Annotated in this window: 19 protein-coding genes and 1 CRISPR repeat array; of the genes, 11 read left to right on the top strand and 8 right to left on the bottom strand. The window is 68.7% G+C overall.

Features of this window, described 5'->3' with window-relative positions:
* Window positions 1-86: 86 nt before the first annotated feature.
* Window positions 87-3,471: direct repeats of the CRISPR family, unit length 28 nt; unit sequence GGAACATCCCCGCGTCCGCGGGGCCGAC.
* Between the two features lie 208 nt (window positions 3,472-3,679).
* The 8 genes from cas3 to cas2e all read left to right on the top strand — a co-directional run bounded on the left by cas3 (window position 3,680) and on the right by cas2e (window position 13,218).
* Window positions 3,680-6,565 carry a CRISPR-associated helicase Cas3' gene (gene cas3, locus ABT158_RS14080; protein ID WP_352353133.1) on the top strand — a complete coding sequence of 962 codons (2,886 nt, stop codon included), beginning with the start codon at window positions 3,680-3,682 and terminating at the stop codon, window positions 6,563-6,565.
* Between the two features lie 242 nt (window positions 6,566-6,807).
* Entirely contained in the window at window positions 6,808-8,466 is a 1,659-nt protein-coding gene (casA, locus tag ABT158_RS14075) for a type I-E CRISPR-associated protein Cse1/CasA (RefSeq protein ID WP_352353132.1), read from the top strand.
* Between the two features lie 32 nt (window positions 8,467-8,498).
* A complete protein-coding gene (casB, locus tag ABT158_RS14070; protein ID WP_352353131.1) occupies window positions 8,499-9,122 on the top strand; it encodes a type I-E CRISPR-associated protein Cse2/CasB in 624 nt (207 codons plus the stop codon).
* 41 nt (window positions 9,123-9,163) lie between these two features.
* Window positions 9,164-10,312 carry a type I-E CRISPR-associated protein Cas7/Cse4/CasC gene (gene cas7e, locus ABT158_RS14065; RefSeq protein ID WP_352353130.1) on the top strand — a complete coding sequence of 383 codons (1,149 nt, stop codon included), beginning with the start codon at window positions 9,164-9,166 and terminating at the stop codon, window positions 10,310-10,312.
* The gene (cas5e, locus tag ABT158_RS14060) at window positions 10,309-11,100 is read left to right on the top strand and encodes a type I-E CRISPR-associated protein Cas5/CasD (protein ID WP_352353129.1); all 792 of its coding nucleotides are present in this window, start codon (window positions 10,309-10,311) and stop codon (window positions 11,098-11,100) included. The genes cas7e and cas5e overlap by 4 nt, the downstream gene beginning before the upstream one ends.
* An 8-nt stretch (window positions 11,101-11,108) precedes the next feature.
* Entirely contained in the window at window positions 11,109-11,879 is a 771-nt protein-coding gene (cas6e, locus tag ABT158_RS14055) for a type I-E CRISPR-associated protein Cas6/Cse3/CasE (RefSeq protein ID WP_352353128.1), read from the top strand.
* The gene (gene cas1e / locus ABT158_RS14050; protein WP_352353127.1) at window positions 11,879-12,943 is read left to right on the top strand and encodes a type I-E CRISPR-associated endonuclease Cas1e; all 1,065 of its coding nucleotides are present in this window, start codon (window positions 11,879-11,881) and stop codon (window positions 12,941-12,943) included. Before cas6e ends, cas1e begins: the two co-directional genes overlap by 1 nt.
* Window positions 12,940-13,218 (top strand): type I-E CRISPR-associated endoribonuclease Cas2e, encoded by a 279-nt coding sequence (cas2e, locus tag ABT158_RS14045; RefSeq protein WP_352353126.1) that lies wholly within the window; start codon window positions 12,940-12,942, stop codon window positions 13,216-13,218. Before cas1e ends, cas2e begins: the two co-directional genes overlap by 4 nt.
* A gap of 1,848 nt (window positions 13,219-15,066) precedes the next feature.
* On the opposite strand, the gene ABT158_RS14040 is transcribed toward cas2e, so the two are convergent.
* Together ABT158_RS14040 and ABT158_RS14035 are read right to left on the bottom strand one after the other, a co-directional pair.
* Window positions 15,067-16,854 carry a hypothetical protein gene (locus ABT158_RS14040; RefSeq protein ID WP_352353125.1) on the bottom strand — a complete coding sequence of 596 codons (1,788 nt, stop codon included), beginning with the start codon at window positions 16,852-16,854 and terminating at the stop codon, window positions 15,067-15,069.
* The gene (locus ABT158_RS14035; RefSeq protein ID WP_352353124.1) at window positions 16,851-17,786 is read right to left on the bottom strand and encodes a hypothetical protein; all 936 of its coding nucleotides are present in this window, start codon (window positions 17,784-17,786) and stop codon (window positions 16,851-16,853) included. Before ABT158_RS14035 ends, ABT158_RS14040 begins: the two co-directional genes overlap by 4 nt.
* Before the next feature lie 72 nt (window positions 17,787-17,858).
* Here ABT158_RS14035 and ABT158_RS14030 point away from each other — a divergent pair, with 72 nt between their 5' ends.
* On the top strand, window positions 17,859-18,182 hold the full coding sequence (locus ABT158_RS14030) for a helix-turn-helix domain-containing protein (RefSeq protein ID WP_352353123.1): 324 nt from the start codon (window positions 17,859-17,861) through the stop codon (window positions 18,180-18,182).
* A gap of 228 nt (window positions 18,183-18,410) precedes the next feature.
* Here the strand turns inward: ABT158_RS14030 and ABT158_RS14025 are convergent, their stop codons facing one another.
* From ABT158_RS14025 to ABT158_RS14005, 5 genes are all read right to left on the bottom strand, one after another.
* Window positions 18,411-18,926 carry a hypothetical protein gene (locus ABT158_RS14025; RefSeq protein WP_352353122.1) on the bottom strand — a complete coding sequence of 172 codons (516 nt, stop codon included), beginning with the start codon at window positions 18,924-18,926 and terminating at the stop codon, window positions 18,411-18,413.
* 181 nt (window positions 18,927-19,107) lie between these two features.
* Complete coding sequence (locus tag ABT158_RS14020; RefSeq protein WP_352353121.1) at window positions 19,108-19,893, bottom strand: alpha/beta fold hydrolase; 786 nt, start codon at window positions 19,891-19,893, stop codon at window positions 19,108-19,110.
* Between the two features lie 189 nt (window positions 19,894-20,082).
* The gene (locus tag ABT158_RS14015; protein ID WP_352353120.1) at window positions 20,083-20,475 is read right to left on the bottom strand and encodes a ribonuclease E inhibitor RraB; all 393 of its coding nucleotides are present in this window, start codon (window positions 20,473-20,475) and stop codon (window positions 20,083-20,085) included.
* A gap of 266 nt (window positions 20,476-20,741) precedes the next feature.
* A complete protein-coding gene (locus ABT158_RS14010; protein WP_352353119.1) occupies window positions 20,742-21,575 on the bottom strand; it encodes an SDR family oxidoreductase in 834 nt (277 codons plus the stop codon).
* 424 nt (window positions 21,576-21,999) lie between these two features.
* Entirely contained in the window at window positions 22,000-22,527 is a 528-nt protein-coding gene (locus tag ABT158_RS14005) for a CGNR zinc finger domain-containing protein (RefSeq protein WP_352353118.1), read from the bottom strand.
* A 26-nt stretch (window positions 22,528-22,553) separates the two neighbouring features.
* On the opposite strand from ABT158_RS14005, the gene ABT158_RS14000 reads away from it, so the two are divergent.
* Both ABT158_RS14000 and ABT158_RS13995 read left to right on the top strand, forming a co-directional pair.
* Complete coding sequence (locus tag ABT158_RS14000) at window positions 22,554-23,018, top strand: GNAT family N-acetyltransferase (RefSeq protein ID WP_352353117.1); 465 nt, start codon at window positions 22,554-22,556, stop codon at window positions 23,016-23,018.
* Window positions 23,015-24,208 carry an MFS transporter gene (locus ABT158_RS13995; RefSeq protein WP_352353116.1) on the top strand — a complete coding sequence of 398 codons (1,194 nt, stop codon included), beginning with the start codon at window positions 23,015-23,017 and terminating at the stop codon, window positions 24,206-24,208. The genes ABT158_RS14000 and ABT158_RS13995 overlap by 4 nt, the downstream gene beginning before the upstream one ends.
* A 34-nt stretch (window positions 24,209-24,242) precedes the next feature.
* Here the strand turns inward: ABT158_RS13995 and ABT158_RS13990 are convergent, their stop codons facing one another.
* A complete protein-coding gene (locus tag ABT158_RS13990; protein WP_352353115.1) occupies window positions 24,243-25,007 on the bottom strand; it encodes an SDR family oxidoreductase in 765 nt (254 codons plus the stop codon).
* Window positions 25,008-25,098 lie beyond the last annotated feature (91 nt).

The raw sequence follows: 25,098 nt of genomic DNA, 5'->3' as shown, positions 1-25,098 counted from the left end.
TTCCCCCCCCTTTTTTCTTAATTGCTAACCACCCCCGCGTCCGGGCGCCCGACCCGGCCGGCGCGGCCGCGGCCGCCGGCCGAGACGGAACATCCCCGCGTCCGCGGGGCCGACCCGGGCAGGTACGCGGACGCGGAGTGGCGGCAGGGAACATCCCCGCGTCCGCGGGGCCGACGGTGTAGAGCATGGCGAGCGCGCGGGCGACGGCGGAACATCCCCGCGTCCGCGGGGCCGACGGGGTCGACGACGTCCGGGTGGTGCCGGTCGTCGGAACATCCCCGCGTCCGCGGGGCCGACGGAATGTAAAGCCGTCCGGCGAGGAAGGGCGGCGGAACATCCCCGCGTCCGCGGGCCGACCGGTAGTCCAGCTCACACAACGCCCTGACCATGGGAACATCCCCGCGTCCGCGGGGCCGACCTGTACGCCGCCCACACGTTCGGCGACCACTGGGGAACATCCCCGCGTCCGCGGGGCCGACGGCGACCCGAAGTCGATCCTCGCGAACAACATGGGAACATCCCCGCGTCCGCGGGGCCGACATCTCCTCCGCCACCCTCCGGTGGCCGCCCAGGGGAACATCCCCGCGTCCGCGGGGCCGACTGGATGGTCGATCACGCCCAGATGGTGATCGGGGGAACATCCCCGCGTCCGCGGGGCCGACGCTTCCTCGGCCGTCGTCGGATAGGGCGCGATCGGAACATCCCCGCGTCCGCGGGGCCGACAACTCCGGGAGCACGTAGTCGGTCGCGTGCCCCGGAACATCCCCGCGTCCGCGGGGCCGACCCTCTTCGGGGGGTTGAGGGTCAGCGACCCACCGGAACATCCCCGCGTCCGCGGGGCCGACGCCACGCCGACCTTGAGCACCGCGTTGGCGGGCGGAACATCCCCGCGTCCGCGGGGCCGACATGCTCAGCGTCCCGATGGCGAACTGCTCTGGCGGAACATCCCCGCGTCCGCGGGGCCGACTTCGCCGGGCGCTTGGGCCACAGCCTCTTGACCGGAACATCCCCGCGTCCGCGGGGCCGACGGAGTAGTAGTCCTGCAAGCAGTCCAGCTCGTCGGAACATCCCCGCGTCCGCGGGGCCGACTCGCATGGTTGCCGGTCCCTGATCTGCGGATTTGGAACATCCCCGCGTCCGCGGGGCCGACTCGCATGGTTGCCGGTCCCTGATCTGCGGATTTGGAACATCCCCGCGTCCGCGGGGCCGACTTACTCATGTCTATGGCCGGGCATACGTGGGCAGGAACATCCCCGCGTCCGCGGGGCCGACGCGTACGACGGCGATGAGCCGCTCACCCTCAAGGGAACATCCCCGCGTCCGCGGGGCCGACCGAGCCGGACCGACCTCACGGCCCCAGGGCCCCGGAACATCCCCGCGTCCGCGGGGCCGACTGAGGAAGACAAGATTCCTGTCACCCTCAACCATGGAACATCCCCGCGTCCGCGGGGCCGACGTCCGCGCCACGAACACCGGCCGCCGCGGCGACGGAACATCCCCGCGTCCGCGGGGCCGACACGTTCCTGAGGCTCCTGAGGGCCCTAGGGATCGGAACATCCCCGCGTCCGCGGGGCCGACCGGCCGCGAGAGTCCGTTCTCTCCGTCACCTGGGGAACATCCCCGCGTCCGCGGGGCCGACACCCGGGACGTCCATGTAAGCGCGGTCCCCGAGGGAACATCCCCGCGTCCGCGGGGCCGACATCCGGACGCCGGCCCACACCACCTCGCCCAGCGGAACATCCCCGCGTCCGCGGGGCCGACGTACTCGACCCCATGACCGGCCAGCCGGTGAGAGGAACATCCCCGCGTCCGCGGGGCCGACGCCGGGCGGGCCCGGCAGCCGCCGCACACCCGTGGAACATCCCCGCGTCCGCGGGGCCGACGCGTTCGGCCGGGCCGCGCTGAAGCTCGTGGAGGGAACATCCCCGCGTCCGCGGGGCCGACGCCGAGGCTGCCTACGGCGAGCTGCAGGCCGGGGGAACATCCCCGCGTCCGCGGGGCCGACCTCGCCCGCGACCTGTGCGACGTCCTGGCGGAGGGAACATCCCCGCGTCCGCGGGGCCGACTCGACCGCGGGCGCCGTCTGCACCCCGGTCAACGGAACATCCCCGCGTCCGCGGGGCCGACCAGGGCTTGCACCAGGCGGACAAGCCGTCAAAGGGAACATCCCCGCGTCCGCGGGGCCGACGTGCAACAACACGCACCAACCCGAAAAGGGGGAGGAACATCCCCGCGTCCGCGGGGCCGACGACAGGCCGGCAGGTGGCCAAGCTGCAGGAGTGGGAACATCCCCGCGTCCGCGGGGCCGACTCGTCCAGCGGGATGCCGAGCAGCTCGGCGACAGGAACATCCCCGCGTCCGCGGGGCCGACTTGTCGAACCCGGTCGCGGCGATCGTCATCAGGGGAACATCCCCGCGTCCGCGGGGCCGACTCCCTGAACGCTCAGGAGTTCGCGCGCGATTGGGGAACATCCCCGCGTCCGCGGGGCCGACGGTGGGCGGACCGCCGTCACCGTCGTCGGGCCGCGGAACATCCCCGCGTCCGCGGGGCCGACGCCCTGACGGATGATCTCCTCTGACTGACGGATCGGAACATCCCCGCGTCCGCGGGGCCGACCTTGCCCGCCGCCCACCAGGCCAGCCGGAGGCCGGAACATCCCCGCGTCCGCGGGGCCGACCACCCCACAAGGGTGGGCTCTTGGGTCTTCCCGGGAACATCCCCGCGTCCGCGGGGCCGACCCGGCCGCGAGGCCAGTGGTGGAGCGTGGCACGGGAACATCCCCGCGTCCGCGGGGCCGACCGGCTCTGCGTCGATCAGCTCCTGACAGCGCCGGGAACATCCCCGCGTCCGCGGGGCCGACTGCAGGCGGGAGGTCGGGCTCGACGAACACCGCGGAACATCCCCGCGTCCGCGGGGCCGACGAGCGTGAAGGCGACGTCCAGGCTCAAGTTGAGGGAACATCCCCGCGTCCGCGGGGCCGACTGGTCGCCGACAAGTTCAGCTTCCCGCGCCTGGGGAACATCCCCGCGTCCGCGGGGCCGACCCGCGTTTCTCCGTCGCCGCGTCGATGCTGGACGGAACATCCCCGCGTCCGCGGGGCCGACGAGCGGCAGAGCCTCGCCCTGGACACGGCAGTCGGAACATCCCCGCGTCCGCGGGGCCGACTCCTGGTGGTCATGCGCGGGTCTCCTCAGGGTCGGAACATCCCCGCGTCCGCGGGGCCGACGTCCGTCTCTGGGGTGATGGCGGCGAGGGCGGCGGAACATCCCCGCGTCCGCGGGGCCGACCTCGGGCCCGCGCCTTGATCTCTATAAGAACAAGGAACATCCCCGCGTCCGCGGGGCCGACGTCGCCCGGCTGACGGTGCGAGGCGACCCCGACGGAACATCCCCGCGTCCGCGGGGCCGACTCCTTGGCAGCCTGCGTCTCAGCAGGCGCGTCCGGAACATCCCCGCGTCCGCGGGGCCGACACTTGCTGACCTGGGGCGTTACCGGGCGGGCCTGCCGATTTCCTTCGGGTGTGTAACAGCAGCCTGCTCTGTCACCAGTCTGTGCCCCTCCTCGAAAGTCGCCACCTGCTAACGCTGAGGTGTAGCCGAACGATATCGCGGATGTGTCCGCCCACTCTGTTTTGTCGGTGGCGCTGTCTAGGCTGCGGGCTTGATGGAAGGAGGTGTGATGACGTGGTATGACGTGCTTGGATACAACCAGACCCTGATTGGGCAACTTGGGGCGCTTTGGGGGAAATCGCGCCTTAAGGCAGGTGGCAGGACAAATCTTCTGCTCTCGCACCTCTTGGACACGGCGGCGGTGGCGGAGCGGATTTGGGATGGCTATCTGCCGCCATCAACGAAGCATGTCTTGAACGAGCTTTCGGGCGAGCGAGGAAAGACGTTTTTCACCTGGATATGCGGCGTGCATGACTGCGGCAAGGCGACGCCGGCGTTCCAGCGAGTGGACGCTGAGGGAGCGGCAGCCGTCCGGCAGGCCGGGCTGCGCTGGGACGAGGCGAGGGTCCAGCGGGCTCGATGGCGGCACGACAAAGCCGGGGGAACCCTCGTACGACGTCTGTTGCGGGACGCAGGCTGGGCGCCTGAGCAGATCGATTGGCTGTGGCCACTGGTTGCCGGTCATCACGGCACGGTGCCTTCGGTGGGCACACTGGAGGGACTGCGGACCGCGCGAGGTGAACCTCAAGGCAAGGGGCTGGCCTGGACGCAGGTGCAGTCGGCGGTGGTGGATGTCTTCACGCGGTTGGTCGGGTTCGCCGATCTGGCCGACGTGCAGCCGCAGCAGGTCCCCAGCCGAGCGGTGCAGTTGCAGCTCAGCGGCCTCGTAGTGATGGCTGACTGGATCGCCAGCGACGAAAGGCATTTCCCTGGCGTTGACGATCTGGCCGACGTGACGATGCAGGGGGCCAGAGACCGCGCGGCGAAGGCATGGGAACGCCTTGGACTACGGGGTGGCTGGGGAAAGTTGGCGCTGCCTGCCCCCGAAGTGTTCGCTCACCGATTCGGCCAATCGCCTCGCCGGTCGCAAGAGCTCGTCCTCGACGTAGCGCGGCGGATGCCGAGGCCTGGCTTGCTTGTTGTCGAGGCGCCGATGGGCGAGGGCAAGACCAAGTCAGCGCTGGGCGCGGCTGAGGTGCTGGCCGCGCGGTTCGGCGCCGATGGCGTGTTCATGGGGATGCCGACGCAGGCGACCAGTGATCCGATGTTCAGCCAGGTCCGCGCCTGGTTGAACAAGATCGACCCGGAGCTGGCCGGTCAGGTGGCGCTGTTGCACGGCAAGCGCATGTTCAACAAGGAATGGCAGAGCCTGCTGGACGGTTCGGACTCCGACCCTGACAGCTACTTCGACGGGATTGAGGAAGACGACCTGTACGGCCTGGCCGACTCGCCCTTCGGCGGCGAGCGGATGGCGGAGCGGCAGGCGCCGGCGGAATGGTTCTTGGGCCGTAAGCGCGGACTGCTCAGCCCGTTCGTGGTGGGCACCATCGACCAACTGCTGTTCGCGGCGACACGGACAAAACACGTGATGCTGCGTGCCGCCGGGCTGATGGGCAAGATCGTGGTCCTGGACGAGGTCCACGCGGCCGATGTGTACATGTCGCAGTTCTTGCTGGAGGGTTTGCGCTGGTTGGGGCAGGCAGGGGTATCGGTGGTACTGCTGTCCGCGACGCTGCCACCCGCCCAACGCCGCTCCTTGGCCGCGGCCTATCTCGCCGGGGCGGCATCGACGGAGACGTTCGACATCGAGAAGTTGCCGACGCCACAGGGATATCCCAGTGTCACCGCTGCATGCCTCGTCGATGGACAGGCGGTCTACGACGTAGCCGACACGAAGCAGTGGCGACCGGATCTGCACGTGAAGGTGACCGTCCACCCAGAGACGCCCAGTACGAAGCAGGAAGAGGCGAGCGGGCAGGCCGAGGCTGCGATCGCCGATCTGTTGCAGGACCGGCTCGCGCAGGGCGGATGCGCTCTGGTCATCCGGAACACCGTGCCGCGGGCACAACGTCTCTACAAGGCATTGCGCGACCGGTTCGGCGACCATGAGGTGCGCTTGCTGCACGGACGCATGACCGCGCGCGACCGGGCGGAGGGCACAGAGCAGTGCCTGCAACTTCTGGGCCCGCCGGGCAAGGACGGACCGAGGCGGCCTGATCGCCTGATCCTGGTCGCGACGCAACTGGCGGAGCAATCCTTCGACGTGGACGCAGACGTGCTGGTCACCGACCTGACGACAATCGACCTGCTGTTGCAACGGCTCGGTCGGATCCATCGTCATGACGGAGTGCCACGCCCGTCGCTCGTACGTCAGCCAGAAGTGATCGTGACGGGGTTCGCGCCGAGAGGTGAGGACGCGCCGTGGATTCTCAATGCGAGTGAAGCCATCTACCGCCGCTACCTGCTGCTGCGTACGGCCGCCTTGGTCTGCGCAGCCGACGGTGGTGAATGGTCGGTGCCGAGCCAGGTGCTGCAGCTGGTTGAGCAGGTGTATGGCGAGGCTCCTGACGTGGTCCCGCCCGCCTGGAGCAAGGACGAGCAGCAGGCCCGCGAAGAGTGGGTGTCCGAGCAAGAGAACAGGGCCCGAAGCGCAGAGCACTTCTTGCTCACCCAGGCCGGTGAGCACACGAAGGCCACGCTGGACGGTCTGCACCATGGCGCAGCTCCCGGCAGCCTGGCCGAGCACAAACTTGAAGCGGTGGTACGGGACGGCGAGCGCAACGTCGAGGTGATCCTCGTGCGCCAGGACCAGCGGGGGTATCACACCATGGCGGGCAGATGGCTGGGGGTCAACGGCGAGGTCGTTTCAGACGACGTCGTGGAAGAGGCACTCGGCGCCACGGTCCGGCTCCCCTCCAAGCTGACCGAGCCGGCCGAGCGGGACCTCGCACCGCTGGACGGCTGGCGAAGCCACCCCTGGCTGAAACACAGCAAGGCGCTGATCCTGGCAGCAGAGACTCCCACCATCCTCGGCGAGTACGAGGTGCAGTATGACGACGAACTGGGACTACTCGTGGACGGTGGCCCTCGACGCCCCACCCGAAAACATGCATGACACATGGGCGCGCGCCGGACGCCCTGAGACAGGGGCGCAATGAAGGCGGCCCGGCTGGTGGAGGCTTGATCCCCGCATTGCGGGGCCGATATGTGCCCGAAACACGACCACGGGCCATCCCCGCGCCATGAAGGTCGAAGGGCCAAGCGACTCCACTCTACGGATTCGCCAGACGGAATGACGTCAGATGTGGCACGCTCCAATCCGCACCCTCTAAACACGACCAATTAGAGGAGCTAGGAATGTCCGGTTATGACTTGATTGATTCGCCATGGTTGCTTCCACGGCCATGCGGTGAGACCGCTCAAAAGCCTTACTCATTGCGTGAGACGCTGCTCCAAGCTCATCTTCTCGATGCGCTGGAAGTGGACGTTCCTACGCAAACTCCCGCGCTCATACGTCAGGTACTTCTGCCCGTTGTCGTGGATGCTTTGGGACGCCCTTCCGATCGCAAGGAATGGGCACGCCGTTTCGCTAATGGACGTTTCACCGATATCGAGCAAAAGGCGATCAGCGCCTACCTGGACGAGCATCGATCCCGCTTCGACCTGTTCGATCCAGAGGCCCCATTCGCCCAGGCCGCCGGGCTGCACACGGCCAAGCAGGAGACGAAGGGGACGGCCCTGCTGGTCGCCACCCAGGCGTCCGGGAACAACGTGCCGCTCTTCTCGTCCCGCACGGAGGGGGACCCGCTGCCCTTGACGCCTGCCGAAGCAGCCCGGTGGTTGCTGCACGCGCAGTGCTGGGACACCGCCGGCATCAAGTCCGGTGCGGCGGACGACGGCATGGCGAAGGCCGGCAAAACGACAGGCAATGTCACTGGCCCGTTGGGTGCGCTCGGAGTGGTCGTCCCGATGGGCCGCACCTTGTTCGAGACGCTGATGCTCAACATCCCGATCGGTACGCAGGCGGCCGACGATCTGCCGCAGTGGCGGCGTGCCCCGATGTCAGGACAATGGACGACTCGGCACGCCACCGGACTACTCGACCTGTGGACCTGGCAGGCACGCCGGATTCGCTTGATCCCCGAAGACACCGAGCACGGCCTTCGAGTCTGTCGAGTGGTGCTGTGCGCAGGCGACAGGCTGCAGGCTCTCCCGGAATGGGAGCCGCACACCGCGTGGTCCTTCGTCAAAGATCCGAAGAGTCCCACGGGCACGCAGCGTCGGCCGCGTCGGCACCTCCCCGGCAAGGCCGCCTGGCGTGGCATGGAAGCGCTGCTGGTCGCGGAACGGCAGGACGGTGACGACGGAACCGAGACTTCGCGGCTGCTGAGCCAGCTCGCCGATCTTCAGGCCGAGGGCGCTCTTCCCTTCGACTACCCGCTGCAGGTGCAGACGATCGGCATGGTCTACGGCACCCAGTCCGCCGTCGTGGAGGATGTGCTGTTCGATTCGATCCCGCTGCCGATCGCCGGGCTACGAACCGAGACCGACACCTACACCACGCTGGTCGAGGTGACCGAGCAGGCAGAAGATCTGGCCAAGGCGGTCAATGGCCTGTCGGCCGACCTGCGACGTGCGCGGGGAGCCGACCCGATCCCCTGGAACAAGGGGCAGCGTCCCGGCGAGTTCGTGCTGCACGCGTTGGACCCCCTGGTGCGACGCTTCCTGGTCGGGGTTCGGACCAGTGCCGATGACCCGGACCAGTTGGAGCGGGGGCACACCGCCTGGGAGCAACTCGCGTACTGGAAGACCCAGGACGTGGCGGAGAGGCTGCTCGCCACGGCCACCGGCAGCGAGTTCGCCGGGCGTGTGGTGAAGAAGGACAAGACGGAGTACGTCTACCGGCTCGCCTCCGCCGAACAGAACTTTCGCCAGCAGCTACGTGCCGCCCTCCCCCGATGGGCCCAGTCCGTACGCGATCGGCCGGACGACGAGCCTGGAGAACTATCCGCCTGACGGGCCCCAGCCAGTCTGAAGACGAGGACAACATGACCTCTCCCAACGATCACATCGTCCGATACTGGACCCGATACGTGGCCGCTGACGGCACCTGGCGCAAACAGGGCCCGCCACCAGGGGAGGACCTGGCCGCCTTCCGTGCGGGCCTGGGCCGTCCAGCCGGCACGGTGCCGGCCCTCTGGCCGTACTACACCACGCCCATCGACGACCGGCTCGCCAAGCAGGGCAGGGTGTCACACGAGCTGGCCGCCGAACACGCCGCGCTCGCCCTGTTCGGCCTGCACCAGCAGTCCCGCTCCGACCCCATGCATCGTCCTGACGTGCGGCTGGGGCAGGCTCTTCGGCGGCTCCACAAGCAGTCGGAGCAGGACAAGGGCTTCGTCCGGGAGGCGGTGGATCGGCGGGTCGACGCCGCCGCCTCAGCAACCCAGGTGTCGGCCTTCCTCACCCACCTGCGTGGCCTGATCTCGCAGCTACGGACCGTCGGCGTGCCGCTCGACTACGACTGGCTGCTTCGTGACATCCGCGCCTGGCAGCGGCCCGACACCCGGCAACTCGCCCGCCGTCGGATCGGGCTCGATTACTACGGCTGGCAGCCGCCCGCGAAGACGCCTGCGGATCCGACAACCGCCCCCGCATCCAGCCCGCAGTGACCAACACCCGATTCATCCCCTGATTCGATCCGGAGCCCTCCATGGACAAGCGTCTGTACGTCGATGTGCACATCATCCAGACCGTCCCGCCCGCGAACCTGAACCGAGACGATCAAGGCAACCCGAAGGAGGCCTACTACGGCGGGCATCGCAGGGCCCGGGTCTCGTCACAGGCATGGAAGCGTGCCACCCGCACCAGCTTCGCCGAGCACACTGACGAACAGGATCACGCAACGCGGACCAAGCGGATAGCGGCCGAACTCGCCACCCGGCTGGCGAAACGTACCGGCCTGGAGATCGAACAGGCCACTCGCCTGGCCACCGCCCTGCTGCAGCCGTTGGGCATCAAGCCCGGCAAGAAGGCCGGTGACACCGCCTACCTGCTGTTCTTCGGCTACCGGCAGCTGGAGGACATCATCGACCTGGTCGCCGACCAAGCCACCGACCTGATCGCCCTGGAGGACGAGGAGCTGGCCAAGTCGGTAAAGGACCTCCCGGTCGCCGCGAAGCTCCAGCAGGGCCATCCGATGGACGTGGCGTTGTTCGGACGGATGGTCGCCGACATCCCCGCCCTCAACGTCGACGCCGCCGTCCAGGTCGCGCATGCCCTGTCCACGCACGCGGTGGACCTGGAATTCGACTACTACACCGCCGTGGACGACGAGAATCTCAGAGAAGAGACCGGCGCCGGCATGATCGGGCAGATCGGCTTCAACTCCGCGACCCTGTACCGGTACGCCACGGTCAACGTACCCAAGCTGATCGAGAATCTCGGCGATGACGAGGCTGCCCTGACCGCGGTCCACGCCTTCGTCGAACACTTCGCCCGCTCCATCCCCTCCGGGCACCAGAACTCCTTCGCCCACCGCACGCTGCCCAGCCTTGTCGCCGTGGTGGTGCGCGAGGACCAGCCGGTCAACCTCGTCTCCGCCTTCGAGAAGCCGCTCCTGCCCGAGGAGGACGGCGAGGGCCTGGCCGCGGACTCAGCCGTCCGCCTGGCAGTGGAACACGACCGCGCCATCCGGCAGTGGGGCGATACTCCCGCTCACGTCGCCGTCTGCCATACGTTCGACCCCGACCAGCACACCGGGGAGCGGCTTACCACGATCTTCGGCGCCAACACTTCCTTCCCCACACTGGTCGCGGACCTCCGCGCCAAGCTGGCTGAGCGCATCCAGCAGGCCCGATGACCGCCACTCAAGCCACGCTGGTCCTGCGCTTGGCGGGCCCGCTGCAGTCCTGGGGCGACCGCAGTACGTTCAACCGGCGTGAGACCCGCCCCGAACCCACCAAGAGCGGAATCCTGGGGCTACTCGCAGCCGCTGCCGGTCGGGCGCGAGAAGATCGCCTGGACGACCTGCTCGGCCTCCAACTGGCCGTGCGCGTCGACCAGCCTGGCAGCCTGCTGCGCGACTACCACACCGTCAGCGACTACAGAGGACGCCCCCTTCCCCAGGCAGGGGTGTCGGCGAAGGGCGTGCAAAAGCCCACGTCGCCGGCCAAGCACACGCACGTCACTCAGCGCTTCTACTTGCAGGACGCGGTGTTCCTCGCGGTGGTGCACGGTCCTGCCGGTCTTGTGGAGACGTTGGCCGAGGCCGTCCAACGTCCGGCCTTCCCCCTCGCGCTGGGGCGCCGTTCCTGCGTCCCCACCCAGCCGCTCTTTCTCGACGTACGGCCGGACCCCATGCTGGACGTACTGAACACGGTGCCCTGGCAGGCCACGGACACCGCCCGACAGATCTACGCCCGCGACCGGGGACGACCTTCCACCATCGATCTGGCCGCCACCTGGGACGATCCCGCCGGAGAAGACTCGCTCACCGACGTCCCGTACTCCTTCGCTCCACGCGAGCGCCGCTTCAGCAGCCGCCGCGTCCGGCACCAGTGGATCACCATCCCGACCGGATTCGCCAAGGCCGACCGCGCTGGGGACGGCCCCCGAAACCACGACCCGTTCGCTCTCCTGGGTTGGTGACCTGAGACATGACCTACCTGTCCCGTATCAGGATCAACCCGCTCCGCGAGAAGAGCCGGTTGCTGCTGGCCAGCCCGCACGCCATGCACGGCGCTGTCATGTACGGCATCCCTGATGCGCCGACCGAGCAGCGCATTCTGTGGCGGCTGGATGCCGACGATCCCCGTCGGCCGATGTTGTTCGTCCTGACCGGCACTCGGCCCGACTGGAGCCATCTCGTCGAGCAGGCCGGCTGGCCCGACGCCGACGGCACGCACGCCGCCATCCGTGACTACACGCCGCTTCTCGCCCAGATCGCAGTGGGTCGCGAATTCGCCTTCCGGCTCACCGCGAACCCGGTGCAGAACACCTCCAACCCCGTCAAACCCACGGAGACCCAGCTCGAACGAGCTGTGGAGGCCAAACGGCGTTCCTTCCGGATCGGTCACCGCACGGCGGACCAGCAGCTCGGCTGGTTCCTCTCCCGTACCGAACGGTGGGGCTTCGAGGTTCCCCCTTCGCGCACCGACCCGCCGGGACTTGGCCTGGAGCCTGGAGAGGGAGAGCCGGCGACGCCACGCGAAGTACGCATCACCGCTCGCGCACGTCGCTCCTTCCGAAAGAAGAACAACGGCGGCAACCCGGTCGTCCTGCACACCGCCACCTTCGAGGGGCGGCTGCGCATCACGGACACCGCCGCGTTCACGGACCGGCTTCTGCACGGGATCGGGCCGGCCAAGTCCTACGGCTGTGGCCTGCTCACCCTTGCGCCTCTCCCCGGTCTCCGGCAGGAGAGGTGATGGCTGACATCTGGTGGAAGGCACACCCTCACGATTTGCATCGCATCGCCGACCGCGTCTCAAGCGTTTACATCGAACGCAGTCACATCGACCGCGACGAGAACGCCGTCGTCGTCATCAACAAGAGGGACACCGTCCGCATCCCTGCCGCGATGGTCGCCGTCATGCTCATCGGGCCCGGCACCCGCATCACCCACGGCGCGGTTCAGCTTCTGGGTGACTCCGGCACGGCGGTGTGCTGGGTCGGCGAGCAAGGCGTCCGTCTGTATGCGTCTGGACTGGGGCCCAGCCGCGGCGCGGGCCTTCTCTACCGTCAGGCCTGGCTCGTCACCCGTCCCAAGGAACGTCTCGCCGTCGCCCGCGCCATGTACGGCATGCGTTTCCCCGGCGAAGACGTCTCCGCGATGACGATGCAGCAATTGCGCGGTCGGGAAGGCGCTCGCGTCCGCAAGCAGTATCAGCACCACTCCCGTCGCGCCGGCGTTGCCTGGAACGGCCGCGACTACCGCCCTGGGGATCCCTTCGCGACCGGCGACGATCTCAACCGCCTGCTGTCAGCCGCGAACACCGCCCTGTACGGCATCTGCCACGCCGTCATCGTCGGTCTCGGCGCCAGCCCTGGTCTCGGCTTCGTCCACACCGGCTCGGCCACCTCCTTCGTGATGGACATCGCAGACCTGTACAAGGCCGAGTACACCATCCCTCTCGCGTTCGACCTCGCCGCCAAGGGCTTGACCGAAGAGCGTGACGCTCGCCTCGGCCTCCGGGACCGAATCGCGGAAACCAAGCTACTCGGCCGCATTGTCCGCGACATCAAGGCCCTACTTTCTCCAGATGGCTCCGAAATTCCAGAGATCGAGGTCAACGAACTCTGGGACGAGAAGGTGGGCGCCGTAGCTGGAGGCGTCAACTGGGCCGGAACCGAGGAGTTCCCGGAGGATCCTCTCTTCGTCGAGTTCGCGCAGGCCACTATGGGCGAAGAACACATCGCCGTGATCGGCCCAGAGTTTGACGACGAAGCCCACGACCGTCCTCGACGTCGTAACGGAGCGGCCGACACATGACCGTCATCGTTCTCGTCGCCGCTCCAGAAGGCCTCCGCGGTCACCTCACTCGCTGGATGGTCGAGGTCAACGCCGGTGTGTTCGTCGGCAACCCCAGCAGACGCATCCGCGACCGCATCTGGACACTCCTCGCCAACCGCATCGGCGACGGACAGGCCGTACTCGTCGAACCGGCTGCGAACGAACAGGGCTGGGCGATACGTACTGCCGGGAAGGATCGTTGGTACCCCGTCGACTTCGACGGATTGATTCTCTCGGCCCGGAATCGACGATAAAGCCGCAGCTCAGCAAGTGTCCGCCCCGCACGCGCGGGGATCCTCCGGCAGATCACAAGACCTATTTGGCTCTATCTGCGTCCGCCCCGCACGCGCGGGGATCCTCCCAGCAGGCCAACGATAGCGATCACGATGAGTTCGTCCGCCCCGCACGCGCGGGGATCCTCCGGCGCGGGACTTGCCGTCTCCGGAGTCCGCGATGTCCGCCCCGCACGCGCGGGGATCCTCCAGCACCGACGACGTCGTAGTCGTCCGTCGTCATGTCCGCCCCGCACGCGCGGGGATCCTCCGCGCGGCACCGCCGTCGAGACGTGCACGAAGACGTCCGCCCCGCACGCGCGGGGATCCTCCGCAGTACGCCGACGCATTGGTCCGGGGACTCTCGTCGGCCCCGCACGCGCGGGGATCCTCCCAGGGATCGCATGCGCATGTCGGTGCTGTCCCAGTCGGCCCCGCACGCGCGGGGATCCTCCTACCTGGCGCGCTGCGCCCGCATCGCCTGACCCGTCGGCCCTGCACGCGCGGGGATCCTTCCGCGCACGAGGTGATGGACATCATCGCCTACGCGTCGGTCCCGCACGCGCGGGGATCCTCCCGTGTCACCCTTGCGTACGGTGTACGTCCGCACGTCGGCCCCGCACGCGCGGGGATCTTTCGGGCGTCGAAGGGTCTGACGAGGTTACGGCGGCGTCGGCCCTTCACACGCGGGGATCTTCCGCTGCCGGAGACGAACTCGTCGGCCCTGCACGCGCAGGGTTCTTCCGCGGTCTTCGGCCTTGGGGTCCAGGTGGGAGGAGTCGGTCCCGCCCGCGCGGAAATCTTCCCCGGAATCGGCCGTCCCAACGGAGCTCGTGCGCGTCGGCCTCGCATCGCGCGGGGATCCTCCCCTGTACGGCACCATCGCCGACGCCCTCGCGCGGTCGGCCCCGCACGCGTGGGGATCTTCCTGCGGTGACGGTGGCCATGACGATCCGGGCGACATCGGCCCCGCACGCGCGGGGATCTTCCCTGGGTGGTCGTGGAGTTGTCGGTGCTGTAATAGTCGGCCTCGCACGCGCGGGGGTCATTCTGGTCAGGGCGGCGGCTGCCTTACGCCAAGAGGTCGGCCCCGCACGCGCTGGGATGTTGCCTATAGCAAGGACATGGCCCGGCTGACGATCCAGTCGGCCCCACCGCGCGGGGATCTTCCCCTTCTTTCCCCAGAGTTGATTACCATCCGGGTCAGGTTCGTACGTACGGCGATCTTCCCATGACGAGCAGGTCGGGCCCGCCCGCGCGGATCGCTCCGGCTCAGTATGCGTGCGAGTTGCAGAAGCGCATGTTGACCCCGAATACGAGATCGGTCGGCCACGCAGTCGCCGGGGAGTTGTTCGGCCATCAGGCCGTCGACGGTGGGCGGGAATGTAGGGAGTGCTCTTGGAGAGGAGTCACGGGAGCCAATTTGGGGAGCCACCGGCTTGCGACTCCTTCAGTCGTTCCGCCTCCTCCTTGGAGCCTTCCAAGAGGTAGGAAGCACCCCGATCGACTCACATCGACCTACCCGGACCTACCTGTCTTCCTTCGCATCGAAGGGGTCAGGGGTTCGAATCCCCTCATCTCCACCCAGGGCCGTTCTTGAGACGGCCAGACTGAAGTTGACGGGATCCCGTCTGATCATCGCGATCAGGCGGGATCTTGTCGTTTCAGGAGTTTCCGAATCGGGTTCGTCCTGGTTTGGGAGCCGCGGAGCGGGTGTCCGGGGAGGCCCGGGTGGTGTCTGGTCGTTGGTGGAGGTCGGAGTTCGCGTCGCTGGGCATGGCGATGCCGGCTCCGGGCTGGGTGCTGCGACAAGGTGATCTGAATTGCGCGTTATGGGATGGGTGATGGCCGGCTCCGGCCCGTGAGTGGCGTGCGGTTGAGGTGCTCTGCTGGGATCTCGAAGGTCTCGGCGGATGCGTCGGGCTCGTCTGGGGGCTGGTGGGTGTGGCGCCAGGCGTCGAGGAAGTGGTCGTTGGCGACGGTGACGAGCAGGGCGACCAGGATGGTCTGGGCGACGCGGCCGTGGGCGAGCCGGTTCTTCGGGTCACTCAGGTCGAGGTCGTGGCCCTTGAGGCGGCCGTTCAGTCCCTCCGTCATCGCTCTGACGGTGGAGTACGTCCCCCGCCACGATGGGCTGAGGTAGGCCAGGTCCTGGCGGAATTTGTCGAGGTGGCCGAGGTCGTCGGGGTGCAGGGTGATGGTCTGCTGGTGGCAGATCTTCGGCAGTTCGCGGGTTTTGTGGTCGGGTGCCGGGGGCAGCACGCGGGGTTTGGCCGCGGGGTGGGCGGCTCTCTGCCGGGCGTCGGTCAGGTCGACTGCGGTGGCGCGGATGGGCCCGCGCTCGTGGAGGCGGTCGAAGTGGGGGCAGGTGACCGATGGGGAGGTGCCTGCTGCCGGGCATTGGAAGCGGAGGGTGCCGCCTGTATTCGCGCTTTGCTTGAGACGCAGCAAATACGGCTCTCGCGCGGCGATCAGCGCGGTGAGTTCCTCCGACGGGGCGCGGATGGCGGCGTCGTCCAGGCCGGTGGTGGCCTGGGCGAGCCTGTCGGGCATCAGTGGGCAGGCAGGGGAGCCGTCGATGAGCAGGGCGCCGTGGGCGCTGCCCTGCACTCCCCGCTGATCCACTTTGTAATCGAGAGCGAGTTTGTAGCCGAGTTCGCGTGCGGGCCGGGCGAAATGATCGGCGGCCTGATCGGTGTAGGCGCGGTCGACGACGGCGAAGGCGGCGGGCAGGCCGAGCCCGGCCAGTGGGCGCAGAGTGGTGATGGCGTCGGCGCCGATGTGTTTGTGTGGGGTGTCGAGGACCAGGCCGAGCGCCAGCTGCGGGAAAGAGCCGGGAGTCGAGCGGGTGCGGGCGGCGACGGTGAGGGTGGCGCTGTAGCCGTACTCGGGTGGGCCGTTTCCGGCCGAGTGGTGCCAGCCCGCGGTGATCTCGGTGGAGGCGATGAGTTCTCCGGTGGAGCGGCGGGCGCGGGGTGGGCGGGCGAAGACCGGGGCGGCGGTGGTATCGATGCCGACGTCGCCGCGGAAGTGACGGAGGTAGCCCCGGCCTTTGGCCCAGCGCACCGGGGTGAGCACCAGCGCGGTGACGATGTCCTGCAGCAGTTCCCGCTTATGCGAGTGTGCTGGGTCGTCATTCTCCCAAGCGGTGGCCAGCGCGTCGGCCTGGTGCTGGGGCAGACGGGTGCGCCGATCGTGGCGGGCTGGATCCAGCACGGTGGTCAGCCGGTCAAAGGCCCGGTAGAAGCGGCGGGAGGAGGCGAGCACCTGGTGGATATCTTCGGGGTTGATGTCGGGCAGGCCGAGCCGGTGGCGTGCGGCGGCGGTCAGACAGAACGCGGCGATCCGCCAGGCCTCGACGAGCGTGGTCTTGCCGGTGTGGTTGATGGACAGCAGCAGGCAGGTCAGCACCGCGGCGATGGGCAGCCCGGGCGGGCCGGGCCTCTGGCCGAGTTCGGCGTGGATCAGCGGCATGATGCCGGAGTCGTCCAGCAGCCGGACGTAATGACTGACGACGGCGTCGGGAATCTGTGCCGTCTGCTTGGCAGGAGGCCGGGGCCGGGTGGCTCGGGCTCGGGTGGTGCGCGGCGGCCAGGCGCGTGGCTTCGCCGTACTCAACGGGCCTGTTCGTCGGGCCTGCCGCGCAGCAGCGCGACTGCGGTGGGCTGGTCCAGGGCGGGGACGAGATGTTGGTAGCGGGCCAGTGCGGAGGTGCTCATTCCGGCCGCGGCGGCCACCACGCCCAGGTCGATGCGGGCGCTCAGCAGTTCGACGATCCAGGAGGAGCGCAGTCGGCGCACCGACAGGGTGGGCAGGCCAGCGGTCGGGGTGTGGCGGGCTGTCCAGGAGCTGAACAGGTTCTTGGCGTGACGGGCGGCGCGCCGGGGCCGGAAGATGAAGGCGTCGCCGGGCCGGTCGGCGGCGTGGGCCAGGATGTCCTCCCAGGTGGCGCGGCAGACGATCAACCGGTCTGTGCCGGGGACGGCGACCACGACCGCGCCGCAGTCCAGGATGCGCAGATGCCCAGTGCGGACGGCGGCCACTTCTCCAGAGGTCAGACCGCAGCCGAAGGCGAGCGCCATCAACGACAGGGCGTCGGTGCGCGCCTGGCCGGGCAGGCGTTCGGCCCAGCCGCGAAGGCGGCCGAGCTGGGCCGGCGAGTACGGCGGGCTGACCTTCTTGGGGGCTTTCATCGGCGGCGGCGCCTGTTCGCCGCGCTCCAGCCAGGCCAGCGTGGCGCGCATGTGCCGCAGCCAGCTGCGATAGGTCTGCGCCGAACTCGGCGCCAGGTCGGTGCAGCCGGTCAGGACGAACGCGTCGATCGTCTCGTGCCGCAACCACACCTCCGGGTCATCCGGCAGACCGGAGCGGTGACACCACACGGCCAGACGGGTGGTCGCGGTGAGCAGCCGTTCCACCCGGTAGGGGGAGCGGTCAGCGCTGGCGGCGACCAACATCCGCACGTGCCCAGCGATCTGTTCCCATTCCGGCGGCGCCTGCTGCGGCCGGTAGCCGGTGATCGTAGCCGAGGTTTCCGCGTCGAGGGTCACACCCCACCCATAGCGGCAGAACAACCTGCCGTTACTGAGCGCGACGACATCCACCGAAAGGAGCCGTTTGTCATGGTCGGAGGACGCGGGCGGTCCCGCTCTCCCCGGGAGTTGGCCGACCACCCGGAGAACTGGCCCCACGCGGACCTGTCCGGCCACCCGGCCGCTGCTGTCGTCCAGGCCATCGCCGCCGCCCTGCAGCAGGTGATGGCCGAGCAGGGCTTGAGTTTCCGTCGGCTGGCCGAAGTCAGTGGAGTGAACCGGCAGACCGTCAACGACGTGGCTGTCGGGCGATGCTGGCCAGACGTGGCCACCATCGCCCAGTTGGAGGCCGGCCTGGCCGTCCGGCTGTGGCCCATCGAGCCTCTTCCGTCCCGCTCCTGCGGGGGAAGCTGACGAGCGGCGAGCACGTCTTCGCCCTGCTGGGGGCATCGTCGATCCTTCCCGCCATGTCCGCCTCATCGGCGGGCATGGCGAAATGCGGGCTCGACGCCTCTCCCCAAGACACCTCATCCGGGTTACTCTCGGGAATGCGGGAGCCACTGTCAGTTAGAACCTGGAGGGTGCTCACGCAACCCCGGGTGCCGCCGAGGGCCTAATCTCGGCGGCACCCGCTTCAGTCGGTCACGATGCCGAAGCCGTGCCCCCCTCCCAGGCCGGGGCGTTGCCGTTCACGCCCGAGGCGATCGCGTAGGTGCCGCCCTCGCAGCGCACCAGCCACCCGTCGGCGGCCAGGCGCAGCAACCGCGAGCGCATCGACTCCACCTTCCCCCGCTCATCCGGCTCGCCCAGTGCCACGACCACATCCCGCACCCGCATCGGCCGCTGCGCCGTGGCCAGCAACGCCACCGTCTGCCGGCGCACCCCCCGCAACACCGGCAGCGCCGCCACGTCCCCCGGCTTGCCTTCGCTGTCCTGCGCCGGTTGCGCCGGGTCGCCTCCCGCGGCCTTCGCCTTGTGCCCGCCATCGAGCTCGCCATCGTGCTCGTCGTCCTGGGTCGACAGGGCCAGCAGTGTTTCGCGGGTGATGGACAGACGCCGCAGTTCTTCCTCCGTTGCAGCCAGCTGCTCGCGCAACTCGGCCGTCTTCTCAGCGGCAGCCGCCTCGGCCAGGGCCAACCGTTCCAGCAGTGACGTCACATCCGCCTCCGCGAAAGGACGCAGATGCGCCCGTCCGATCCGCTTCACGCCATGTGGCCCTACAACTCCACACTGTAAGCGGGGAAGTGCTGGCAGTCACTACCACAATCAAGATCAACACCTGTTCGAAGCGAGGTGGCCAGACGGATCACTCGTTTCACGTGCCGGGTCCACCGCTGGATCACGAGGCGGTGGCAAGGAATCGCGCGACCGCGCCCAGCCACGCCTCCGGCTGATCGATGTGCGCCATGTGCCCCGCCTCCTCCAAAACGACTGAATCCGTGCAGGGCGTCAACGGCACCAACGAGGCCGGAAACGTCATGTCATAGCGTCCGTGAAGCAAGAACAGCGGCACCCCCGACAACCGCTCAACAGCGTCGGGATGGCGGGCCGAAGGAAACCGGCCCTCCTGCCAGGCCCGCAGATAGCTGCTGGTGAAGGTCACCTGCTCCAATCGTTTGAGGTAATCGGGGAGCGACTCCTCCCGCCAGACGTCCAACGGAGCGGTCGAAAACGCCTCGGCCCGTGTCAGGTCTGCCCCTTCCAGGGGCGAGGTGTCCCAGATCGACGGGTGGGCGGCGTTGCGGCGCTCGTACTCCTCCCATCCCTCAAACGCGTCCGCCGGCACCGGCAGAACGCTGCTGGAGGCAACGATCAGGCGGCGGACCAGGTGGGGAGCCTGAATAGCCAACCGCTGCGCGATGAGACCGCCATAGGAGAAGCCGAGCACGTCCACCTGTGACGCGCCGATGAGTTCGACGAGATCGGCCACCATCGCGTCGGGAGTGAGCGGCTCGGTGACAGGAGAGCGGCCGCACCCGCGCAGGTCGGGGAACAGCAGACGATGCTCGCCGGCCAGCCTGTTCAGCGGCTCCACCAAATAGCTGTGATCCCAGTCGGGGCCACCATGGATGACCAGCAATGTGTGATCCGCGGGCCCGTCGAACTCTCGTACGTAAAGACGCATGCCAGGATGCTAGTCACCGGGCAGGCGGGCTGGGAAACGATCAATGCCGACCTGGGAAGCGATCTTCGCCAGGGCGTCATCGTCGCTGTTCAACCACACTTGTGAACGCCCCACCCAGGTCAAAGGCCGCTTCCCGATTGTGGGAGGCGGCCTTTTGCGTTGCTGGGTGACCAGCTGGGCGACTATGCCTCACGGGGTGGCTGCGGCCTGCCATCCGTCGTATTGGCCGTGGTGGCGAGCCGCCAGGTCGTCGAACAGGTTGCCTGTCTCCCGTACGAAGTCGGGTGAGATCACGGCGTTCGCCTCGCAGGTCACCGGCCAGCTGTCAGGAGACTCCGGGGAAGGCTTCCCGACCTCGGGGCGCAGGCCATAGCCGGCGCCATGGGCCTCCTTGGCGATGCTCTGAGCGGCGTCAAGGGTCGGGGCGTACAGGTGGAAGATCACATGACGAGGCTGCTCAAGATCAGCCCCTGCCTTGGTGAGCTGATGCATGACCATCAGGTCCTTGTGTTTGATACCGAGCTCCGGTGACCGCTCTTCCAGATTGACCTGCTCTTGCTTCTTTCTCCGGAACGGCCGCATGCGACATCCTTCGTATCCTTGTTCGGATTGGTGATCATAGTGATGCCGGGAAGATCCGGTCCATCACCTCTGCTCCTTCCAAGGCATTGGGCGGAACTGCTTGCGGTAGACGGTCTCGGTGACGGTGGTGGTGCGGTGGCCGACCAGTGTGAGATGGCTTCGATGGTCGTGCCTGAGTCGGAGAGCAGTGAGACCAAGCTGTGCCGGATCTCGCGGGGCGTCCATTTCGGGGCAGCCGTGTCCTTGGAGATCAGAGGTACATGCCGTCAGCGGAAGGCTGCGGTGTTGCGGTTGGCCCAGTCGGCGAAGGTGGCGGGGGCGCGGCCGAGGATCTTCTGGACGTCGGGGCTGACGGTCTGTTCGCGCAGGGTGGGGGTGCCGAGGATGTCGAGGGTGGTGTCGGCCACCGGGGCGGGCATGAAGGTGAGCATCTGGGCCAGGGCCTCTTCCCGCGTCTGGTCGATGAAGGCGACGGGCTCGCCGATCGCGTCCCCGATGGCGGCCGCGCGCTGGCGTGGGGTGGTTGGCGTGGGGCCGGTCAGCTCGTAGATCGCCTTCGTGTGGCCCGGCTGGGTCAGGGTGGCGGCGGCCACGGCGGCGATGTCGTCGGGGTCGATGACCGGGAGGCCGACCTCGCCGAAGGGCGCGGCGATCGTGCGGGTCGCCTTGACGGACGATGCCCAGGCATAGGCGTTGGAGGCGAAGCCGCCGGGGCGCAGGATGGTCCAGTCGGTACCGGACTCCATGACGACCTGTTCGAAGGCGGCGAAGGCCCGCCCGTGTGACAAGGAGTCCGGGCGGGTGGCCACTCCCTGGGAAGAGAGCAGGACGATCTTCCCGGCGTCCGCGAACTGGGCGACGACCCGGGCGGGGTCGCCGGCCATCATCAGGTCCCCGCCGACGAGGAGGAAGACCGCATCCGGCGCGGAAGGCATGTCGGCGGACGACTGGGAGAGGTCGGCGGCGACCGTGCGGACGCCGGGCGGCACGTCGCCATTGGTGATGCGGCGGGAGACGGCGGTCACTTCATGGCTCTCCTCCGCGAGGATGCGGACCAACGTGCGGCCGACATTCCCTGTGGCTCCCGTGACAACGATCATGATGAACACCTCGATGAGAGAGTTAGTTGGCTGACTGACTGATGAGAACGTAGCACGACTGGCGCTCCGATAGTTAGTCAGGTGACTGACTTTTAGGAGTCTGTCCGAGCTCAGGAGATGGCGCCGAGGGAGGGCTCGTGAGGGGCGGCGGTTGAAGACGTGCACCAGCAGGGCGCTGAGGGTGCCACAACCTCGCGGCGAAGCCGTGTTCGAGGACTGTCGCGCACACCGAGCGGGGGAGGGACGGTGTTGGTTCGGCCGGTTTGTAGCGAGCAGGTGAGGGCGCTCGGCCTGCCTTTGAAGTGGCTCACTGGCCCGGGTGTGAGTGCGAAGGGGGCAAGCCGGCCGGGGACGCTCGGCTCGGGTGGAGGGATCGTCGTAGTGGCCCTCGCCGGAGCGGTAGTTGCGCTTGCCCGCCGGTCGGTCAGCTGGGAGGTGTGGAGTGGCGGGCGCGGTGGCGGCGTACTGCGTCTCTGTTGGCGCACGAGGGGGAGCAGTAGCGCTGACGTGCGGTGCGTGAGGTGTCCGCGAAGATCGTGTCGCAACCGGTGGCAGCGCACCGTCCGAGCCGGTCCATGCCCCGGCTGACGAGGTGCATCGCCGTGCCGACCGAGATGAGGGCGAACAGCACCGCGCCGAGCGGCTGCAGGTCGTCGCGATAGTGCAGGTGCCAGCCGTGGGCGTGGTCGGTCAGCCGGGGGTAGGCGGCCGACCGGGCCAGCATCTCGTTGACCAGCTTGGCCTTCTCGCGTTCGCCCGTGGCGTCGACGACGTTCGTCCAGGCGGCGATGACGGCGAGGGTCTGGTCGAGATCCGACGGTTCGACCGGGCGTTCCAGCACCAGACCGGCCGTGCGGCAGCGGTGGGCGAGTTCGTCGGCGCTCGCCGGTGGGCGGTTCGCCAGTTCCGCGGCGAAGTTCACCACGTCCGCGCCGTAAGGGTTGAGGTGCACAAGGTCATTACATCAGCCTGTACGTCATGACGCGAACAGCAACGGAGCAGGATGTTCCGGAACTCGTCCGCCTCCGGGCGCTGCTCTTCGACGACCTCGGCGACGACTTCTTCCACCCCGCGGACGCCGACGACGACTGGCGCGACGCGCTGGCCCGGATCTTCAGGCAGAAGCTGGCCGAACCCGACTGCCGGATCCTGGTCGTGGACGGCGACACCGGCCTGGCCGCCTGCGGCATCGGCACGATCGAACAGTGGTTCCCCGGCCCCCACTCCCGCAACGGGAGGATCGGCCACGTCATCGGCATGGTCACCGACCCGTCGTACCGGCGGCGCGGGCACAGCCGGGCGATCATGCTCGGTCTGCTCGACTGGTTCCGCGACCGGGACGCCGTCCGGGTCGATCTCACCGCCTCCCGCGAGGCGGAACCGCTCTACCGGCGACTCGGCTTCGCCGACCACCCCGACCCCCTGTTGTGCTGGAAGCCGTGAGGGCGTCGCGATACCGCTGGATGATTCTGGGGGCCGCGACCTTCACGCAGGCCGCGGCCGCGTTCTTCGTGCAGGGCATCGGCGCGATGAGCGTCCACCTGCAACGAGACCTGAGGCTCAACACGACCCAGCTGGGCCTGCTGCAGTCGGCGGCTCAGCTGCTTCCACTTGCCGGACTGCTCGTGGCGGGACGGCTGCTGGACCGCCACGACGAACGCTGGGTCGTCGGGATCGGCGCTCTCGTGGTCGCCGCCGCGCTGGCCGCCGGCAGCGCCGCTCCGGGGTACGTCTCCTTGGTCGTCGTCCTGCTGATCGTCGGGGCCGGGTACAGCGCCGTTCAGCCGGGCGGGAGTAAGTCGGTGGCGTCCTGGTTCGATGCTTCGCAGCGTGGTCTGGCCATGGGCATCCGTCAGGCGGGGCTTCCGCTCGGCGGCGTCCTCGCCGCGTTCGCGCTGCCCGCGCTGGCGACGCGCTTCGGCTGGCGATCGACGCTCGTGGCCGGCGCGCTCGTCGCATTGTCGGGCGCCGTCGTCTTCATGACCTTCTGCCGCCGCCCACCGGACCGCCGCCCACCGGACCGCCGACCACCGGACCGGCGTGCGGTGCCGGCCGTGTCCCGCGTGCGGCTGGGGCGGCTGCGCGAACCGTACCTGAAGAAGATCGTCCTGTCCGGCACGAGCATGGTGTCGGTGCACAGCGGCGTGGGCGTTCTCACCGTGCTGTATCTGCACGAGGTGGCGTCCATGGACGCCGCCTCGGCGGCCCTGGTTTACGTCGCGGTCCAGTGCGCGGGCGCGCTGGGCCGCATCTGCCTGGCGGCGTGGAGCGACCGGCACAGGTCCGGCCGCTACGCCTGCGTCCTGACCTGCCTGGCCGCCGTGATCATCGGGATGACCGTGCTGGCCACCCCCGTCGGCCGATCCTCCGTCGCGGCGTGCCTGCTGTTCGTCTGGCTCGGCTTCTTCGGAATCGGCTGGTACGGCCCCTGGGTCGCCTACGTCGCCGAATCGGCGCCGCCGGACCACACCGGATCCGTCCTCGGGCTGGCCATGGCCGTCAGCCAGGTGGCGATCGTCCTGGCGCCGCCCGTGCTGGGCCTGCTCACGGATCTGACCGGCAGCTTCGCGCCGGCATGGGCGCTGCTCGCCGCGCTGACCGCGGCCACCATGGCGGCGACCGCCCGCTCGTGACCAGTTCGGACGGCCGCGTCCTCCTGCCGGAGCGTCACCAGGGCAGTGGGCCGTCCTCGCTGAAGAAGCCGCCGGTCGGGCCGTCCTCGCCGAGGGTGGCCAGGCGCACCACCACGGCCGCGCCCTGCGCCGGGGTGAGGAAGCCGCTGTGGCCGTTGATGTCGGTGTCGACGTAACCAGGGGCGGCGGCGTTGACCAGGATGTTCTCTTTGCGCAGCTCGTTCGCGTACTGCAGGGTCAGCGCGTTCAGCGCGGCCTTGGACGGCGAGTAGGCCGCTGACGGTAGCCCCGACAAGGGCCCGTCGACCTCGGCGGTCAGCGCCAGCGAAGCGGCGTGGCTGGAGAGGTTGACGATCCGGGCGGCGGGGGATCGCCGCAGCAGCGGGAGCACCGCGTTGGTCACGTTGATCACTCCGAGGACGTTGGTGTCGAACACCTCGCGGACCAGCTCCACGTCCACGGCGCTGGGGACGCGGTCGAGGGCGTCCTGGGGCGCGGCCTGGCCCGATCCGGTGACGCCGGCGTTGTTGACCAGCACGTCGAGGCGGCCGAAGCGGTCGTCGATCCAGGAGGCGGCCGTCTGGGCGGTGGCGGGGACGGTGACGTCCAGTTCGAGCGCGTGTGCGTCGCCTCCCGTGGCGCGGATCGCCGCCGCGGTCTCCTCGCCGCGGCCCGCGTCACGGGCGCCGATCAGGACGGTCACCTCCTGTGCGGCCAGCAGTTCGGCGACCGCGCGGCCGATTCCCTTGTTCGCGCCGGTGATCAGGGCCACCTTCGGCTGTGACGTGTGCTCGTTCATGGGTTGGACTTCCTTTCGTACTGGGCGGGTGGTGTCCATGGAGACTCCGCTCCCCGGGATCCTGTGACGCTGTGACCGTGTGGTGTGCGTC

The organism is Nonomuraea sp. NPDC001636 (assembly GCF_040298265.1).
In the GTDB taxonomy this organism is placed as follows: domain Bacteria; phylum Actinomycetota; class Actinomycetes; order Streptosporangiales; family Streptosporangiaceae; genus Nonomuraea.
The sequence above is the reverse complement of the archived record's forward strand: the minus strand, read 5'-3'. Positions and strand labels throughout refer to the sequence as shown.

Bases quoted from the DNA above. Each gene is read 5' to 3' on its own strand.
- cas5e (WP_352353129.1), top strand. From the start codon at position 10,309: ATGACCGCCACTCAAGCCACGCTGGTCCTGCGCTTGGCGGGCCCGCTG.
- casB (WP_352353131.1), top strand. From the start codon at position 8,499: ATGACCTCTCCCAACGATCACATCGTCCGATACTGGACCCGATACGTG.
- cas6e (WP_352353128.1), top strand. From the start codon at position 11,109: ATGACCTACCTGTCCCGTATCAGGATCAACCCGCTCCGCGAGAAGAGC.
- cas1e (WP_352353127.1), top strand. From the start codon at position 11,879: ATGGCTGACATCTGGTGGAAGGCACACCCTCACGATTTGCATCGCATC.
- ABT158_RS14015 (WP_352353120.1), bottom strand. From the start codon at position 20,475: ATGCGGCCGTTCCGGAGAAAGAAGCAAGAGCAGGTCAATCTGGAAGAG.
- cas7e (WP_352353130.1), top strand. From the start codon at position 9,164: ATGGACAAGCGTCTGTACGTCGATGTGCACATCATCCAGACCGTCCCG.
- ABT158_RS14000 (WP_352353117.1), top strand. From the start codon at position 22,554: ATGACGCGAACAGCAACGGAGCAGGATGTTCCGGAACTCGTCCGCCTC.
- casA (WP_352353132.1), top strand. From the start codon at position 6,808: ATGTCCGGTTATGACTTGATTGATTCGCCATGGTTGCTTCCACGGCCA.
- ABT158_RS14020 (WP_352353121.1), bottom strand. From the start codon at position 19,893: ATGCGTCTTTACGTACGAGAGTTCGACGGGCCCGCGGATCACACATTG.
- ABT158_RS14030 (WP_352353123.1), top strand. From the start codon at position 17,859: ATGGTCGGAGGACGCGGGCGGTCCCGCTCTCCCCGGGAGTTGGCCGAC.
- cas3 (WP_352353133.1), top strand. From the start codon at position 3,680: ATGACGTGGTATGACGTGCTTGGATACAACCAGACCCTGATTGGGCAA.
- ABT158_RS14010 (WP_352353119.1), bottom strand. From the start codon at position 21,575: ATGATCGTTGTCACGGGAGCCACAGGGAATGTCGGCCGCACGTTGGTC.
- cas2e (WP_352353126.1), top strand. From the start codon at position 12,940: ATGACCGTCATCGTTCTCGTCGCCGCTCCAGAAGGCCTCCGCGGTCAC.
- ABT158_RS13990 (WP_352353115.1), bottom strand. From the start codon at position 25,007: ATGAACGAGCACACGTCACAGCCGAAGGTGGCCCTGATCACCGGCGCG.